The sequence below is a fragment of the Mesorhizobium sp. B2-7-3 genome (assembly GCF_006440715.1).
Taxonomy (GTDB): Bacteria; Pseudomonadota; Alphaproteobacteria; order Rhizobiales; family Rhizobiaceae; genus Mesorhizobium; species Mesorhizobium australicum.
On record NZ_VFTY01000008.1, the window covers coordinates 26,715 to 42,012 of the forward strand.

12 protein-coding genes are annotated in these 15,298 nt (G+C 61.1%); 2 read left to right on the top strand and 10 right to left on the bottom strand.

Annotation, left to right across the window (positions count from 1 at the left end; translation table 11 throughout):
* Positions 1 to 115: 115 nt before the first annotated feature.
* The 3 genes from tssM to tagH form a co-directional block, all read right to left on the bottom strand.
* A complete protein-coding gene (tssM, locus tag FJW04_RS18750) occupies positions 116 to 3,658 on the bottom strand; it encodes a type VI secretion system membrane subunit TssM (protein WP_181172985.1) in 3,543 nt (1,180 codons plus the stop codon).
* Entirely contained in the window at positions 3,655 to 5,010 is a 1,356-nt protein-coding gene (gene tssL / locus FJW04_RS18755) for a type VI secretion system protein TssL, long form (RefSeq protein WP_348641984.1), read from the bottom strand. Before tssL ends, tssM begins: the two co-directional genes overlap by 4 nt.
* Before the next feature lie 422 nt (positions 5,011 to 5,432).
* The gene (gene tagH, locus FJW04_RS18760; RefSeq protein ID WP_140715962.1) at positions 5,433 to 6,512 is read right to left on the bottom strand and encodes a type VI secretion system-associated FHA domain protein TagH; all 1,080 of its coding nucleotides are present in this window, start codon (positions 6,510 to 6,512) and stop codon (positions 5,433 to 5,435) included.
* Positions 6,513 to 6,737: 225 nt separating this feature from the next.
* On the opposite strand from tagH, the gene tssI reads away from it, so the two are divergent.
* Together tssI and FJW04_RS18770 are read left to right on the top strand one after the other, a co-directional pair.
* The gene (gene tssI, locus FJW04_RS18765) at positions 6,738 to 9,065 is read left to right on the top strand and encodes a type VI secretion system tip protein VgrG (RefSeq protein ID WP_140716182.1); all 2,328 of its coding nucleotides are present in this window, start codon (positions 6,738 to 6,740) and stop codon (positions 9,063 to 9,065) included.
* An 87-nt stretch (positions 9,066 to 9,152) separates the two neighbouring features.
* Positions 9,153 to 10,193 (top strand): HEAT repeat domain-containing protein, encoded by a 1,041-nt coding sequence (locus FJW04_RS18770; protein ID WP_140715964.1) that lies wholly within the window; start codon positions 9,153 to 9,155, stop codon positions 10,191 to 10,193.
* Between the two features lie 42 nt (positions 10,194 to 10,235).
* Here the strand turns inward: FJW04_RS18770 and FJW04_RS18775 are convergent, their stop codons facing one another.
* The 7 genes from FJW04_RS18775 to FJW04_RS18805 all read right to left on the bottom strand — a co-directional run bounded on the left by FJW04_RS18775 (position 10,236) and on the right by FJW04_RS18805 (position 15,279).
* The gene (locus FJW04_RS18775) at positions 10,236 to 11,444 is read right to left on the bottom strand and encodes a TIGR02270 family protein (protein ID WP_140620078.1); all 1,209 of its coding nucleotides are present in this window, start codon (positions 11,442 to 11,444) and stop codon (positions 10,236 to 10,238) included.
* Positions 11,445 to 11,452: 8 nt separating this feature from the next.
* On the bottom strand, positions 11,453 to 11,905 hold the full coding sequence (locus tag FJW04_RS18780; RefSeq protein ID WP_140620077.1) for a DUF6484 domain-containing protein: 453 nt from the start codon (positions 11,903 to 11,905) through the stop codon (positions 11,453 to 11,455).
* 69 nt (positions 11,906 to 11,974) lie between these two features.
* Positions 11,975 to 12,952, bottom strand: a complete 978-nt coding sequence (locus FJW04_RS18785) for a hypothetical protein (protein ID WP_140715966.1) — start codon at positions 12,950 to 12,952, stop codon at positions 11,975 to 11,977.
* A 22-nt stretch (positions 12,953 to 12,974) separates the two neighbouring features.
* Complete coding sequence (locus FJW04_RS18790; RefSeq protein ID WP_140715968.1) at positions 12,975 to 13,442, bottom strand: hypothetical protein; 468 nt, start codon at positions 13,440 to 13,442, stop codon at positions 12,975 to 12,977.
* 22 nt (positions 13,443 to 13,464) lie between these two features.
* Positions 13,465 to 13,974, bottom strand: coding sequence for a hypothetical protein (locus FJW04_RS18795; RefSeq protein WP_140620070.1), 510 nt, complete (start codon positions 13,972 to 13,974; stop codon positions 13,465 to 13,467).
* A complete protein-coding gene (locus FJW04_RS18800; RefSeq protein ID WP_246673924.1) occupies positions 13,964 to 14,353 on the bottom strand; it encodes a PAAR-like domain-containing protein in 390 nt (129 codons plus the stop codon). Before FJW04_RS18800 ends, FJW04_RS18795 begins: the two co-directional genes overlap by 11 nt.
* Positions 14,353 to 15,279 (bottom strand): beta-ketoacyl synthase N-terminal-like domain-containing protein, encoded by a 927-nt coding sequence (locus tag FJW04_RS18805; RefSeq protein WP_181172986.1) that lies wholly within the window; start codon positions 15,277 to 15,279, stop codon positions 14,353 to 14,355. Before FJW04_RS18805 ends, FJW04_RS18800 begins: the two co-directional genes overlap by 1 nt.
* Positions 15,280 to 15,298: the final 19 nt, after the last annotated feature.

Below are 15,298 nucleotides of genomic sequence, written 5' to 3' on the forward strand. Positions count from 1 at the left end.
GAGCGTCCCCTGTGACCAACCCCGGGCAGCGTGCCCAGGCCACTTTGCCATAAGCGCATCCATTAGAGTACCAAAATGAGTGCCGCAGCCGGCGCTGCGCTTGTACAGGGCCATGTCAGAACGCCTTCGGACAGCTGAAGTCGGCCAGGGCTGACAACAGGAACGGATTTGCCGCCGGTCCGGTCTGGATCATGTAAGAGACGTCGCGTCCGCCGATCACGAAGCGGGCTTCGCCGCTGGCGGTGATGGTCGCCTTGTCCAGCAGACGCTTGAACGCCCACGGTCCCTCGAATTTGATAGCCGAGTCGCGGCCGGGCATTTGCGGCATCAAGGTGAGGCTGGCGGAAGCCGAGGCTGTGCTGTTTGGCCACGTCACCGTGCTCGGCGCGTTGTCCGTCTGGCTGCTCTGGATGGTCTGGCCGTCAACGTTGAGAAAGGCGTTGTCTGCGTCTCCATTGAGCGTAGACGGCGTGATGGTCATCGAAACCGAGGGCACAGAGCCGCCGGACGGGAAGAAGGCGCTGCGGATCTCTGCGGCCGACTGAAAGGATTTCAGGGTCGACTTCGCCAAGTCGTGGCCGGCGCGGGCATCCTGTCTCCAGGTCCATTCCTGGCCGCTCATGTCGATGAGCGACGCAAGGTTCTGCGCAAAGAAACGGTCAATCAGCCCGCCCGGCGCGAAAAGCTTTGCGAAATCCGCTATCGAGATCTCTTGCGTAGCGTCCCTTGCGAAGGGAAAGCGACCGCCGACCGCCTCCTCGCAGGCTCGTGTGACCGTCTGGTCGAGGTTCTGGTTGAGGTTGGCCAGCGAGGCTTCGGCGACACTGCCAGCAAACTCGTCCGCTGCCGAGTTGACCATGCGCGCAAGCGGCTTTGGAAGACGCGAGACATTGGCGCGCAGTGTGGAGATCTGCAGCTGCAGGTTGGCGTTGACGCGTTCGGTCTGTGAAGGATCGTCGGCCGAAAGCCTCAGGCTTTGAAAGATATCGCGGAAATTCCGCGTCAACGCATCGATGGGCCGCCCTCCGTTTGCGCCGCTGACCAGGGACTGGAACGATCGAAACTGCGCCTCGACGTTCGCCCCGGCACTGTGTGCGACAGCCGAGCCAGAGCCGGCACGGCTCTGCGACTTGCCGCCGGCGATCTGCAGGCCGATGCGAGCCAGGCCTTTGGCCATGCTGGCGAGATCCTCTTGCGCCGCGCCGCCTTCGCCTTCGACCATCTTATCCTTTGTCAACGCGGTCTCGTCGGCGATCGCCGTGGAGAGCTGAGCAAGAGGCGAGTCCGGCGCGGCGAGAGCGGAAAGCGACAGATATCGCGGCTTGTCTTCGAGCAATGCCTTGAACATCAGCTGGTCAAGGACGCCGTTCCACGCGGCGGAGAATTCCTTGCCGTAGCGGTCGATCAGTTCTGGACCGAGCTTGGGCAGATCCTGGTCGATGCCGCCCTGTTCCCCGCCGCCGCCAAGCACCCATTGGTCGTTGACGAGGATTTGCGCGATGCGCGAGAGCTGCGGCAGGAAGAAACGGTTGAAGCCATCGCGCGTGTAAAGCCCGGGAACGTCCAGATCCGCGAGATCGCCGCCATCCGCGCGTTCGAACACGAGCTGTGCCTCAGGGCCGGCTTTTGCTGCGACTGGGAAGCTCTGCAGCCTTGCCGCGTAGACCGCCGACTTGATCAGCGCTGAAGCGCGGTCGGCAAGGCTCATGCGGCCAAGCGAGCGCTGCGCGGCTTCGATCAATGGCTGGTTGAGCTCGAAGACGGGATCGTAGGCGTCATCCAGGGCAAGCATCGCGCGCAGATGCTTTTCGAGCTGCGCGCGGCCCTCGCGGTTGTTCTCGCCCGGATAGCGGTTCACTTCCCAATCCTGCTTCATCCAGGAAACAATCAACTCGTTATCGACCTTCGGAGCCTTTCCGCCGAGCATGAGATAGATCTTAAGCGGCTCGTAGAGTGCGATTGGATCGGCAATCTTGGCCTGGATGGTCCGCTCCGCCTGCACCAGGAGGCGGGAGCGGAATGTCCGCTCGAGCGCTTGCCGATAGGCATCCTTCGAGGCCGACAGCAGCCTGTCGCGCTGGCCAAGCCCGAACGTCTCCTCGATCGGCTTTCCCTGGTCGCCGGTCTCGAACCCCGCTGGCAGGTTGCGCAACTGGTCGAGCGGACCGATGACATTTTCGAGGTCGACGTCGCTCACCATAGTGCTCTTGAGCAGCGCATCGGCGCTGTCGCGATAGTGGGCCATGGACTGCCTGGTGGACGTGATCAGGGACTGGTTGGCGAAGAAGCTCAGCCCAAGCACGCCGAGCGCCGTCAACGTCGCCAGCGCAATCGTGGCGAGGCCACCCAATCTCGCAAGTCTGGCGCGCCGCTCGGCCACCCGGTCGAAAGATACCCAACCTGATTCCGGGAAGATCACCTTGGTCAGGAGATCGTGCAGGAAGAAGCTCTTGCCGGTCCCCGAAAGATGCGCCTGCGAGGCGGTGCCGAAGCTGCGCCCGATTGTGCCCAGTACCTGGTCGAACGGTGTTCCTTCCTGAGTACCCGAGGAGAAATAGAGGCCCCGCAAGCTGACATTCACCCGCGATCGGGAGGCATCGAACAAACTGCCGATGAAATGCGCGGTCCGGTTCCTGAGGGCGCCGAACTGCGCCGGGAAGTCGAAGATGGCGATGCGCGCCACCGGGTCGGCCTCTTCCTGCAAGCGCTCGACGAGTTCTTCTGCCAAGCGCTGCGCCAGGCCGTCGAACTCAGCCGCTGCCTCGCCGGCCATGTTCCTTGTGCGATCGGCGGTCTGGAACGTCGCGCCCCATACCTGGCGCCTGCGCACGTCATCAAAGCCGCCGAAATAATCCATGAAGCCCGACAAGAGGTCGGCTTTGGTGAAAAGCAGATAGACGGGAAACTGGATCTTGAGCGTCTCGTGCAATTCGCGCAGACGGCTCCTTATCTCGGTGACATGCGCATCGATATGCTGGTCGTCGAGGCTGATGAGATCGGCGAGGCTGATGGCGAGGATCACCCCGTTGATTGGTTGCCTGGGGCGGGTTTTCTTAAGCAATCCCAGGAATGCAAGCCAGCTCCCCTGGTCGCGTTCGCGGTCCGATTCGTGCGTCGTGTAGCGGCCGGCCGTATCGATCAGCACGGCTTCATCGGTAAACCACCAGTCGCATGACCGCGTGCCGCCGACGCCAGTCACCGGCTGGGCGTTGCCGGAGCCCGCAAGCGGAAAGTTGAGGCCGGAGTTGACCAGCGCCGTCGTCTTGCCGGCGCCTGGCGGACCAATGACGACGTACCAGGGGACATCATAAAGGAAGTTGCGCTTGCGGCTCGTCCGCCTGAGCGTCGCGATGGCTTCGCTCATGCGCGCTTCGAGCATCAGTGAATCGTCGTTGCGCTCGTCGTCGCGCGCAATGGCCGTTTCGAGCGCCTGTTGCGCCTTGCGTCTTTGCCAGAAGCCAATGCCGTAGAAAGACGCAAGCACGATCGCGGTCGTGCCGATGATGAGTGCCCTGAGCCACACCGACCCAAGCGGGCGGGTGTCGGCGAAGCGGATCAGGGGTCCGGCATACCAGACGGCGGCCGAGAAGCCGACCAGGGCAAGCGCGCTGAAGATCCGCAGCACCCAGCCGATCAGCTCCTCGCCGCGCCGGCTCATAACGCGTCCTGCTTTGGGAGTATCACGTCGACGCGGCGGTTCTTGGCCCGGCCGTCGGCGGTCGCATTGTCGGCAATGGGTTCGTCTTCGCCCTTGCCTTCGACGCTCAGGCGCGACGGGTCCTTCAATTGCTTGGCCATCATGGCCTGCACCGCTTTTGCACGTGCAACAGAAAGGTCGAAATTCGACTTGAATGTGCTCGACTTCTTCGGCTTCACGTTGTCGGTATGGCCGACGATTTTGATCGGTCCGGGTTCGGCATCGAGCGCCGAGGCGATGTCTGTCGCGATGGGCTGGAACTGTGCCGTTACCCCGGCCTGGCCGGGCACGAACAAGAGCTGGCTGCTGATCTCTACGACGATGAAGTCGCCCTTGGTGCCGACGCTCAGTCCACCGCCCGCGACCTCCTTGGCGAGTGCGGTGCGGATGCGTTCGATCTGCGTGGTGTTCGCAGCCGTAGGTGGTGGCGGGTCGGCTCGCGCCGGCTCGGCGGGCGCCTCTACGCTGGCCCGTTCAATCATAACCGGACTGGATGGATTGAGCGCCAGCAACTCGCTGGCAGTGCCATCGCCTTCGTCGGTGATCAATATCCTCAGCCAGAAAAAGGCTACCGTCACCAGGGTCGCGGCGGCGGCTGCGATCGCCCACAGCGGCAGCCGCCCTGCTGGCCTGGGCATCGCCGCCGCCATGCCTTGCCACCTGGGCGAAATCTCGTCTGCGGCACGCGGCCTAAAATAGCGCAGTGTGTCGTAGACGTCGCGCCGGACGCGCTCGAGTGTGTTGCGCTCACCCGACAATGCCCGATACTGGCCTTGGAAGCCCAGCGAAAGGCAGGCATGCATCAATTCGAGCAGGTCGCAATGCCCTTCAGGCTTGGCGAGGATATTGTTCAGCGCCTCGTAAAAGCCCGTCCCTGTCGGCTGCGTGTGGAAGAACTTCATCACCATACTGTGCCGCAGCCAGGTATGTTTGTCCGGCCAGGGCAGATTGCCGATGAGGTCGTCGGCGGTTTCGCAAAGCGAAAACTTGGCGATCCGCGCGTCTTGTTCGGCAATTCCGGCTTTGGCCGTGGCACGGTCGAAGCTATCGATGTTGTCCGCGATATGCTCGGCCAAAGCGGCCGCTTGGCGTTCGACCGGCATCAGCCGCAACTGGCCGAACAGCATGAGCAAGGGGGCTGCGGTGGCAAGGATGGGATTGGCCGCGGCATACTTCACGCCAGCGGTGGCGTGGAGCAAGGCATCCTGCTGCAACACCGGTCTTTTTGCAGCAACCGCTTCGTTGTCCTGAACAACCACGGTTCCCGACGACCAGCCGGGGGGCAACTGCCGGCCGGCGCCGGGGTCGAACACTGTCGATTCCCTGGCGGGTGAGGGGAGAGGGGGCACGCTTTGCAGACCGGAACCAGCGGGAGCCACGAGCGGCCTTTGCCTTGGCCGTGGCACGCGGATGACGGTTTTATCCGGAGGCTCGGAGGAATCGTCCTTCGAGCTCATCGGCGCACCACCGACGAAGTCCAACGGGCGTCTTTCAGACAGGAGGAAAGCGGCATAGGAGGCTCAGTATCAGCAGCGAGCCGGATGGAAGGTCTGATTTTGCCGAAACATGACATTCCTGCACACGCCCCAAGCCGCGCCGCTTGCCAGCTTGGCAAGCGCTCCTATGCCATTCTAGTCGCACAGGAAGCCGATTGAAATCGGAAAGCAGGATGTCAAGGAAGCGGCTTTTCCATGAAGTTGCATAGCGAGTGCTACCAACGCCATCTGGCGCGAGGCTATTTCTGCTTGCCAGCCTTGGCGTAGGCTTCGGCGAAATAGGCAAGAAAGACATCCAGCATGCCGTTTTCGTGCTTGTCTTCCATCGTCCGCCACGTCGCGACGAGCGCATCCCAGGCTTGGCTCTTCCTGGATGAAAAGGAGGCAGGCGGGATTCTTCTGGCGATTGCCTCCGGCGACAGGTCGTCGAGCAGCCTTGAGAGCGCGGCCTGCATGGCTGCGTAGGTTGCGATTTCGTGGGTCTTCAGGTCGTCGAACGCATCCTCGATGCTGCGTCTGGCATCCAGATAACCCGCCCGCCGCTTGGCAAACATGATTTCCAGCATGTCGTCGGTGCCCGGCACGAATTTCAGCGGGTTGTTGTCCGCGGCGCCGATCATCGTGCGATGCGCGCTCTTGGCGAGCACCTTGGCCGCCGCGCGCGCCTTGAGCAGCAAGGACAATTGCTCGACTGTGGTTCGCAAAACCGCGCCGATCTCGGCAGCGACATCATGCGGGTCGCGCGACGCCAACAGCTCCGGCGACAAGCCGGCCGCCCTGGCGATATCACCAAGTATCCGGTCGGCTTCCGCCGGCTGCTTGACTGGGACATCAGGGCCGGGGCTCGGCGCCGACGACATCGACATTTTCGCTGCCTGGCCCGGGCTGTGTTCTGCCGGTGTGGGCAACGGTGCGCTGCCGGGCTCAAGCGACCGTCCCGTCGAGGCCGGCAACTCGCGTTGCGTCGAGCCGGTCCTGGCTTGCGGATGACCGGCGCCAACGCGCTCTTCGTCGATCGAGACAGTGATGACATACTGGCCGATCAGCAGCCGGTCGCCTCGGTCTAATCGATGGGGCGCATTCAGGCGCTGGCTGGAGCCGTTGACGAAAGTGCCGTTGCGCGACAGGTCGTATAGCCAGAACGAGCCCGTCTGATAGCGGATTTCGCAATGCCTCCCCGAGATGAGTTTGGCAGGGTCGGACAGCGTCCAGTCGCAGTTTTCGCGCCCGATTTCGAAGCCGCGGTCGCGGGCGGCATAGCTCGTCGCGACCCCTGGCGGCAGCCGGTCGACATTGCTGATCTGAAGCGAGATGAACATTGAAAGCCACTGTCCCCTGAAACCAAGGCATTCTAGCAGCTTGCCGGCGCAGTGGGAGAGGCGCCTTCCACGAACAATGCTCGCCAGGTTCATGCGTTGCTTTTATTTGGTCTCCGTCGAAGATATGCTAGCTTGCGGCGGTCAGATGCTGTGAACGTGATGCCGTTCACGGAGCGGGGCTTCAATCCATCATCCCGGCGGCCGCGTCGAGGAGGGGCACGACCCATGCCGAATGAACGTGCCACGGTTCTACAGACGCCGGTTGGGGCCGATTTGCTGACCTTTACCCATCTCGTCGGCCGGGATGAGATCAGCCGATGTTTTGCCTATACCGTGGGGTTCGTCAGCAAGAGCCGTGAGATCGATCCGCTGAAGATGCTAGGCGGCGTCGTTTCCGTCGAAGGCGAATCCGATCCAAAGCGTTGGTTCAGCGGTCTGGTGTCAGACTTCAAACTTACCCGCATAGAGGATCGGTTGACCTATTACGAGGCCAGTGTCAGGCCATGGCTCTGGTTCCTCGGCAACACCACCGACTGCCGCATTTTCCAGAACATGACCGCTGTCGAGATCGTTGAAAAGATCTTCTCGAAATACGGCATCGCCAAGTTCGAGAAGCGGCTGCAGGGGTCTTATCCCTCGCGCGAATATTGCGTGCAGTACGATGAGAGCGATCTCGATTTTGTGCAGCGGCTGCTCGAGCACGAAGGGATCTTCTATTTCTTCGAGCACGACGAGGGCAAGCACACGCTGGTGCTGTGCGATGCCATGAGCAAGCTGAAGCCGGCGCCAGGCTACGACAAGGTGCTTTACAATTTCGAAGGCCACGGCTCGCGCCGTGATGTGGAATACATTACCGAATGGATTCCGGGCAGCGCCGTGCGTCCAGGCGCCTACGTTCATACCGACTATGATTTCGAGAAGCCCGGCGCTGACCTGATGGCGAAATCCGCTCAGCCCTTCGCCCATCAGGAGGCTTCGGGCGAAAACTACCGTCAGCCCGGCGCGCATCTCGATGTCGGGCGGGGCGATAAGATTGCGGGTATCCGCCGTGAGGAACTCCAGGCTGTGCACCAGCACAGCACGGCGGTGGGAACCGTCCGGGGCCTTTTTTCAGGCTGCAAGTTCACGCTCGAAAGTTTTCCTCGCGACGACCAGAACCAGGACTATCTCGTGACCAGCGCCGACTACCGGCTGTTCGATCCGGGCTACCGGACCCAAAACGAAGCCCACAGCGAGAATTTCAAGGTCGTGCTTGGCATCGCGCCCACCAAACTGCCCTACCGGCCGCCGCGGATCACGCCGCGACCGCTCATGCGCGGGCCGCAGACCGCGACCGTCGTGGGCCCGTCGGGCGAGGAGATCTTCACCGACAAATATGCTCGGGTGAAGGTGCAATTTCATTGGGACCGCCTCGGCAAGAAGGACCAGAACTCGTCTTGCTTCGTGCGTGTGTCGCAGACCTGGGCCGGCAGCGGCTGGGGCTTCATCCAGATCCCTCGCATCGGCCAGGAGGTCATCGTCGATTTCATCGAGGGCGATCCTGATTTGCCGATCATCACCGGTCGCGTCTACAACGCCGCTGAGATGCCGCCCTACGGACTGCCGGCCAATGCGACACAATCGGGCTGGAAGTCCAACTCGTCAAAAGGCGGCGGCGGCTATAACGAACTGATGTTCGAGGACAAGGCCGGCTCCGAGCTGGTCAATTTCCAGGCGCAGAAGGACCACCATCTGCTGATCAAGCACGATCGCAACAAGACCGTTCAGCACGACCAGTCCGACCGCATCGACCACGACGCCAAGCACTCTGTCGGCCATAACCTTGACGAGGACGTCGGCAACAACAAGACGGTCAAGGTCGGCGTCGACCAGACCACCAACATCGGTAGCAACGACACCGAGACCGTGGGCGCGAACCGTTCGCTGACGGTCGGCGCCAACGAGACCATCCATATCGGCGCCAATTCGTCGGAAACAATCGGGTCCAACCATTCTCAGACAGTTGGCCTGGTGCAGACGGTGACGGTGGGCGCGGCGCGAATCGACACGGTGGGCGCCACCGAGACAAGAAGCGTCGGCGCGGTGCAGACGAACACCATCGGCGCATCGAGAAGCGTCACCGTGGGTGCGGGGCAGACCCACAGCATTGGAGCCTCGGACAACTGGACGGTCGGAGCCAGTCAAATCGTACAAGTCAGCGCCGACCAGAACTTTGACGTTGGCGGAGCGCAGGCCCTGCAGATAGGGAAATCCCGAGCGACCAAAATTGCCGACGACGACGCCGCCGATGTCGGCGGCGGCCACAATCTGAAGGTGGGTAAATCCAGTGCGGTCGACGTCGCCGACGACGGCAGTTTCAAGATTGGGAAGAATTTCGCGATAGACGCCGGCGACTCGATTTCGCTGACATGCGGCAACGCATCGATCACGATGAAAAAGGACGGAACTATCTTGATCAAAGGAAAAGATATCACGGTCAGCGGATCCGGTAAGATCAATATCAAGGCGTCGAGCGACGTCACCATCAAGGGATCGAAGATCCACGAAAACTGACGGTGGTTTGGGTCGGGAGAGGCGGCGCTGTGCTCTTCGCCGGTTTGCCTGTCCGGCCCCGGCGATGCGATTGGCTGGTTGCCTAAAATGACGGTGCTGGAAAACATTGTCGGGGAACATGCCGAGCGCTCCGCCGCCTTATGGGCGCAGCGGGACAGTTTGGCGCTCGACGATCCTCCCGATCTGAACGCCGTAAGGGCCATCGATGACAGACTGGAAATTAATCTCGATGGCCTGAGGGTTGCTGGCCTCGCAGCTTGGCCGTGCGTCCTTTCTATGGACGAGGAAGCGCCTGGCAAAGGCGCGCTTTTTGTCGTGTCTTGGACGGCTTTCGAATTCGAAACCGCCGATCACGTCGCAAAAGTCGTCGAGATCGGTCGCACCGCAATCGATGGTCCGGCTGGCTTGCTTGGCGCCTTGGCATGGCACGAACCACGCAAGATTGGGGCATGGGTGCGGACTTGGATTGATGAGGGCGACTCGTTCAAAAGGCTTCTTGGAATGTCGGCCTGTCTGGCACACCGCGTCGATCCAAAGCAGGTGCTTTTGCTGCGACTTCGCGACCCCGAGACATCGGTTCGTATCGTCAGCCTTCGCCTCGCCGGAGAGCTCCGTCGTGCCGATTTGACGGCCGAAATCGCGAATGCGCTTACGGATGAAGACCAGCAGGTGCGTTTCTGGGCAGCCTGGACCTTGAACGAACTCGGCCAAAGCGGTCCGGGCCTTGCGGAACTTAGAAGGACGGTTGAGCGAGGTGACCACAATGGTGTGCTCGCTCTCCGAGCCGTAGTGAAGGCGACTCCCGTCAAGCAGGTGCGAAGCTGGATCGGAACTTTGCTCCGCCTGCCGCAAAGCGCCCCTTTCGGCGTAAGAGCAGTCGGCATGCTCGGGGATCGCGCTATCTTGCCGTGGCTGATCGAACAGATGGGCTATCCCGCCCTTGCCGTGGCGGCAGGCGCATCGCTGTTGGAATTGTTTCCAGAGGCGCGGTGGGTGGGCGATCTCTTCACCAACGATCCAGACGCGGCGGGCACTCACTTCCGGGAGTATTTCGGCGACAGGATCGCTAGGGTGCCGCTGAAGGACGGGGTACTAGACTGGGCGCGACGACTGGGCTACGTCGAATGACGTGGTTTTGCAACGACCTAGCGTCAATCCGCCGGATGCAAGCTATTCGAAGCAGCGAGCCGAGCTGTTGACAAGCGGAGTCTCCGGCGCGCCTAATGCCAGGTCCAAAGCGGCGCCCCGTCTTGCACGCAGCGTCCCCTGGGCGAAGGTCTGCGCCAGAGTCTCTGCTCCTAGAGGCTTGCCATGCAAGTATCGCATGCCCTGACCAAAATTCGTTTGGTTTTGCCGCCACCATGCTCGAATCTTACCGACATCTGGCCAGACGAGGTTCTCGTCGCGAGAATAGCCGGGCGGCAGGTTTGCGAGGTCCATGTCTCCAGGCGCCTTAACATGCATTGCTCGTTCCTCAAGCGAGATCCCGGTGATGGTCGCGAAACTTTCGCCGGCCAGCCGGGACAGATCGTGGTCGCGCATTCGTGTAGTCAGCCAAGGTACAAAGATGGGGTCCCCGACAACGGCTGCCCCGGCCGCGATCAGCCTCTCCTTCGAACGATCGCCTCGCAGTCCCAAAAGCCATTCCACGGCGTTTTGATGATCGGCTGCGCGCAGCATAAGTTGCGCGCCTTTCCAGCCGATCCCGTCCGCGCTGGCGTGCATGCGCAGGACCTCCAGTGCCTCACATCTGTCCCCTAAAAGCACGCAGGACCAAGCTGCCCAAAAGCCACATGTCTCGTCGGGGTCATGGAGAGCTGCCTTTATGTCTGAGAGTAGGTCGACGCGCCCAATCTCTCCCGCAAGGCGCAAGGCTCTGGCGCGCACTGCGGGGACTTCGTTGAACAAATTTGACAGACGGGTTGCCGGATCGATGCGACGAACCGAACATGCGGTTATCCCAAGCAGGCGCCTGGAAGGGAGCGGGTCCTCCAACAGCCACGGGATCCATTTCTGGACACGATGCGGCTCTACCCAGCCCAGCGCCGATACGACGGCGCGCAACAGCTGTGGTGATGCCTCGGCAAGATTGAGGATGTAACCGATCCGGTTTTCTGACATGCTCTCGAAGGCGAGAACAGCGGCCACGAAAGTCTCGCCTGGCTCATGATACCGGTCGAAAGCCGTCTCAGCGGCTTGCCACCCCCATTCGCCAGCAACACGCAGACCATCCACATGCGCCTCGATCCGATCGTCCACCCGTCTTAGATTCTTGAGATGCTGATCGGGAGCATCGACTGCTCTGTCACGTTGCAACCAGAGGAATGCCGCGTCTTCGGCATGTTGCTCGACGATATGCTCAATAACGTGGGGTGACATCCGAGGCTCTAGTTAAGCTGGATCGAGCCTCCTTTGATCTTGTTGGGACCGGACGAACGGCTGAGGATATAAGTGCCCCTCAAGATTATCTTGCCGGTGCGGGTCAGTGTAATGCTGGCTTTGCCGCAGCGAAGGACGATTTCGCGCTCAGCACAAAGTTCCAGTCGCTCGCCATCGAGGGTTGCGGCCACGTCCTCGGCGTCAACCGGCTTCGGATGCTGCAGGCGCCCCAGGATGATCGCCTGGTCCGGATCGCCACCCGCGAACATCACCACCACGTCGGCCCCAAAGTCCGTGGGCTCCAGCAAGATCGCTGCGCGAGCGATTGCTACCCTTGGTTCGATTCCGTCGGGAATTGATACCATTGCTTCGCCGGACTGGTCGCGTCCGATGAAGGTACCGATGATGAGGCCATTGCCGAGATTGCTGCCAGCGCTCGAAAAATTAGGGCGATCATTCATCGTGCTTAACCCCTTTCCAGACTTGTCCAAGCATAGTCGCGCACGAAAAACCAGGCAACTCCGCAAGGCTCACGCGGCCAGCGCGGCATCGGGAGCCGCCATTTGTACACACAGAACGTAGTTTTCCATTGTGCTGTATTTCACCTGCAGCGAATATTCCACGAAGTGCCAGGTTGCATAGCCGTCGAACTCTTCGTCCAGCAATTGATCCGGGGCACGGCCGATCTTTTGCGTTACCTGTTCTGGCGAGTCGTCGAACGAAAGCTCCTTCGGCAACTCCCCGGGCCAGCGTGCACCCTCTGCCTCGTGCTCCCGGTAGAACAAGACGTTTGCGAGCGACTGCTCGCGACCTCCACCGAGATAGCGAAAGCGTAGCTCTATGCCGAAGTGCCGTGTGAGGCTGGCGACCGAGCCGGTTTCGTCTTCCTCCAGATTCTGCTCCAGCCGTAACGGCGCAAAAGTCAAACGAACCTCGGGATCCATTAACGGCTTGGCCATCACGCGCGCGATCTGGGCGATGCTTGGAACCAGGGCGGCATCGTCGGCGTCGGCTGGCATGGCAGGGGGGCGCAGAAGGCAGAGAACAAATCCGATCCGCGCGCCTTCATCGACGTAGCTGACGGTCACCCGACACTCTGGCAGTTCCCAGGTGTCGCGCAGATAGGAGCGCCGGGTCGGTTCGTAAGTTGCGAACTTCGCCCTTACACCCTTCCTGTCATCGTCAGGCCCGATACTGAACGGCAGCCGTCCACGATACGGCTTGACGTCGGCATGATTGCGGTAAAAGTACACCTGCGAGAGCACCATGGGTTCGGTCGCGGCATCGAAATCATCCTCGCCCAGCAAGTATGCGCGCGCCACGAACCCGAGTTCCACGCCAAGCTGCAAATTGGTCAGCCAGTCTTCGGCCGAAAGTATCCGACCATCGTCGCCTTCGTCTATGTCCACCGAGGGCTGACGAATAATCTTCAGGCCGGCGAGAAGCGCCTGCACGTCGGGGTCGGTCGATAGTCGACCAAGAAGGTAAACTGATCTGCTGAAATCCATGAATTATGATCGCAATCGCGGTTTAAGCGGGTTCGGGCAGACTCAACATTAGGGCCTCGATCGAGGACCTGTCGCCCGTGTATTGCGCGGTGAGGGTGAGATTGCCTGATATGATCCAGCGGTCCCAGCCGATGTCGCTTTCTGTTTCACTTGGTTTTCCAAACTGAGCGCGCAAATCGGCCTGAGAGGAATCTCTTTTGATGCCGTACGGCAGTGGTCCGCCGTACGGGGCCGCCTTGTTCTTCTCCAGGCGGAGAACCACTCCGGTAAGGACGCAGTTGCCGGATCCGACTGGCGGCAGGTCCTCGAAGAGCTCAGCGTCCTGGAAATTCACGGTCATGCCCGTAATGTCGACGAGAAGATCCAGTTCGTCGCGAGGCATGACAAGCCTCTTGGTGACCCCAGCCGAGCGCAGCAGGGCTTTCACGGCCGGGTCTTCTGCGGTATGACCGAAAAGGCCAACCCAATCTTCGTAGTTCGTCTGAGCCATCGGAGTTCACCCTGTTGTGTGACTACTTGCATTCGTTCACGGCATCTCTGATCATCTGATCGAAGTCGAACTTCTTGAGTTCCTTCACCGCCTCCGCATAAGCTGGACCGCAGTCGGTGGTGTCCAGATGTTTCTGCAACGCCTTTGTATCCCGATTGACGGCCGCGGTCATGCTTTCCTTGGATTTTGCGTCCTGTCGGATTTGCGTCTTGGTGTTCTTGCTGCCGCAGGTCTTGCTGAACCCGCGATGGGATTTGCGGGGGATCACTATCGCCATGCCACGCGATTCGATCTTTCCTTTTGCGCATTCGTAAACGGCTGCAGACATTGTGTTGAACATGACTTTGGCTCGCTTGAAGAGCGTGGCCTTAGCCGGAATATGATCGCGTTCCCACACTCTCGAACCATCGGCTCGGCTCGCCTTGCCGTCGTTCTTGAGGCCGCCATAGCTTCCCACCTCGCCGCACTTGTGCATCGGCTTGGTGTCCGGAGCCTGCTTGTTTCCGGTCGAGGTGGCGGAGTTAGCTCCCATTGTTGGTCATCTGATCGCCGAGCAGTTGGATATTCTTGCCTTCTGCCTTCACGTCCATCGAGCCCGGCGCAACGAACTCGGTCTTTCCTTGCGTAGCCGACGATACCACGCCTCCGCCGGTGCCCTGGCTCGCCACGTCCGGCGAGGGGGCGCTCATGTAGTAGCTGCCTTTAATGGCTATTTTCTTCCCTTCGATCATTACCGTCGAGGTCGCGTCCGACAACCGGTCGGCGGAGCGTCCAAAGTTCGGTAGTGGAACAGGCACGAACGGCGCTGGCGGCCCTGGCATCTTGCAGACATTGGGCACGTCCGCAGGTGCCATATCGATACTTCCCTCAGTCACCGGCGTCTTGGGCGGATTGACCCCAACTGAAACCATCACGCGCCCTTTCTTGGGTTGCTAGGAAAGTCCAGCAGCATCACCGCCCGCTGGCCGCCTTCGGATCCGGCCCAGAGCGCCGCCCGCGAACCCCAACTGTAACCCTTGCTTGCGGCGGCGTGGGCAAGCGCCGCGAACAGCGGCCCCGACGCGGCGCCGACATCGCCCCAGCAGTCGGCCGGATGCAAAAAGTGCGTTGCCTGATCTGAAAGATGCTGTACTCGCAGGATTGAGTAGACCAACTCCTCGCTGCGGTAACGCTGGCCGTTGAGATCGCAATATGTATCGGTGATCTTGCGGTGGTCGCTCTCGATGGCGGGGCCAAGTCCAAGGAAGGCGGAACTCAGCCCCTCCCCGACGCAAACCTCCTCCCTGCCGTGCCGCTTGATAGTAATCCGCTCGGGCGCGGCGCTGACCGCGGTTAGCCGTCCCAAGAGTGCCAGGCCCAATTCTGATATCAGACTTTTGCTTGCCAGCAGGCAGGCGCCCGCCGCTTCTCCCGGGAAGAAGCCGTCTCGATTCGCCTCGGATTTGAGTTGCCCCGTCTCATCCATCCATTCGAGGGTCTGGTACTCGTGATAGGAATCCACCCCTGCTACAACCGCCAGATCCGTCTTGCCCTCATCGATCGCCTTGGCGGCGACACCAAACGCAAGCATGCCGGCAGCGTGTCCGTGGGCAAGGTATTGCACGCGGATATTCGCCGAGCCGAATCGTCCCATCACGGCACGGCCGAGCGTTTCGGCGACGCCGTCCGGCAACCCCGGCCGTGGCTCCGGCGCACAGATGATCAGGAGCGTTCTCAGGGCGTTAACTGATTGCGTCGCTGCCTGCGGCAGTTGCAGCAACGTTGAAAGCAGCAGTTCCTTCATACGCTCTGGCAGCGGCATATCAGGGCCCATGACCGCATCCTGCGCCAGTCGCATGGGTTCGCCATTGCGGTCG

Excerpts from the sequence above, each read along its gene's own strand:
- tssI (WP_140716182.1), top strand. The coding sequence starts at position 6,738 with ATGCCGAATGAACGTGCCACGGTTCTACAGACGCCGGTTGGGGCCGAT.
- tssM (WP_181172985.1), bottom strand. The coding sequence starts at position 3,658 with ATGAGCCGGCGCGGCGAGGAGCTGATCGGCTGGGTGCTGCGGATCTTC.
- FJW04_RS18795 (WP_140620070.1), bottom strand. The coding sequence starts at position 13,974 with ATGGGAGCTAACTCCGCCACCTCGACCGGAAACAAGCAGGCTCCGGAC.
- tagH (WP_140715962.1), bottom strand. The coding sequence starts at position 6,512 with ATGTTCATCTCGCTTCAGATCAGCAATGTCGACCGGCTGCCGCCAGGG.
- FJW04_RS18775 (WP_140620078.1), bottom strand. The coding sequence starts at position 11,444 with ATGTCACCCCACGTTATTGAGCATATCGTCGAGCAACATGCCGAAGAC.
- FJW04_RS18780 (WP_140620077.1), bottom strand. The coding sequence starts at position 11,905 with ATGAATGATCGCCCTAATTTTTCGAGCGCTGGCAGCAATCTCGGCAAT.
- FJW04_RS18790 (WP_140715968.1), bottom strand. The coding sequence starts at position 13,442 with ATGGCTCAGACGAACTACGAAGATTGGGTTGGCCTTTTCGGTCATACC.
- FJW04_RS18805 (WP_181172986.1), bottom strand. The coding sequence starts at position 15,279 with ATGCGACTGGCGCAGGATGCGGTCATGGGCCCTGATATGCCGCTGCCA.
- FJW04_RS18800 (WP_246673924.1), bottom strand. The coding sequence starts at position 14,353 with ATGGTTTCAGTTGGGGTCAATCCGCCCAAGACGCCGGTGACTGAGGGA.
- FJW04_RS18770 (WP_140715964.1), top strand. The coding sequence starts at position 9,153 with ATGACGGTGCTGGAAAACATTGTCGGGGAACATGCCGAGCGCTCCGCC.
- FJW04_RS18785 (WP_140715966.1), bottom strand. The coding sequence starts at position 12,952 with ATGGATTTCAGCAGATCAGTTTACCTTCTTGGTCGACTATCGACCGAC.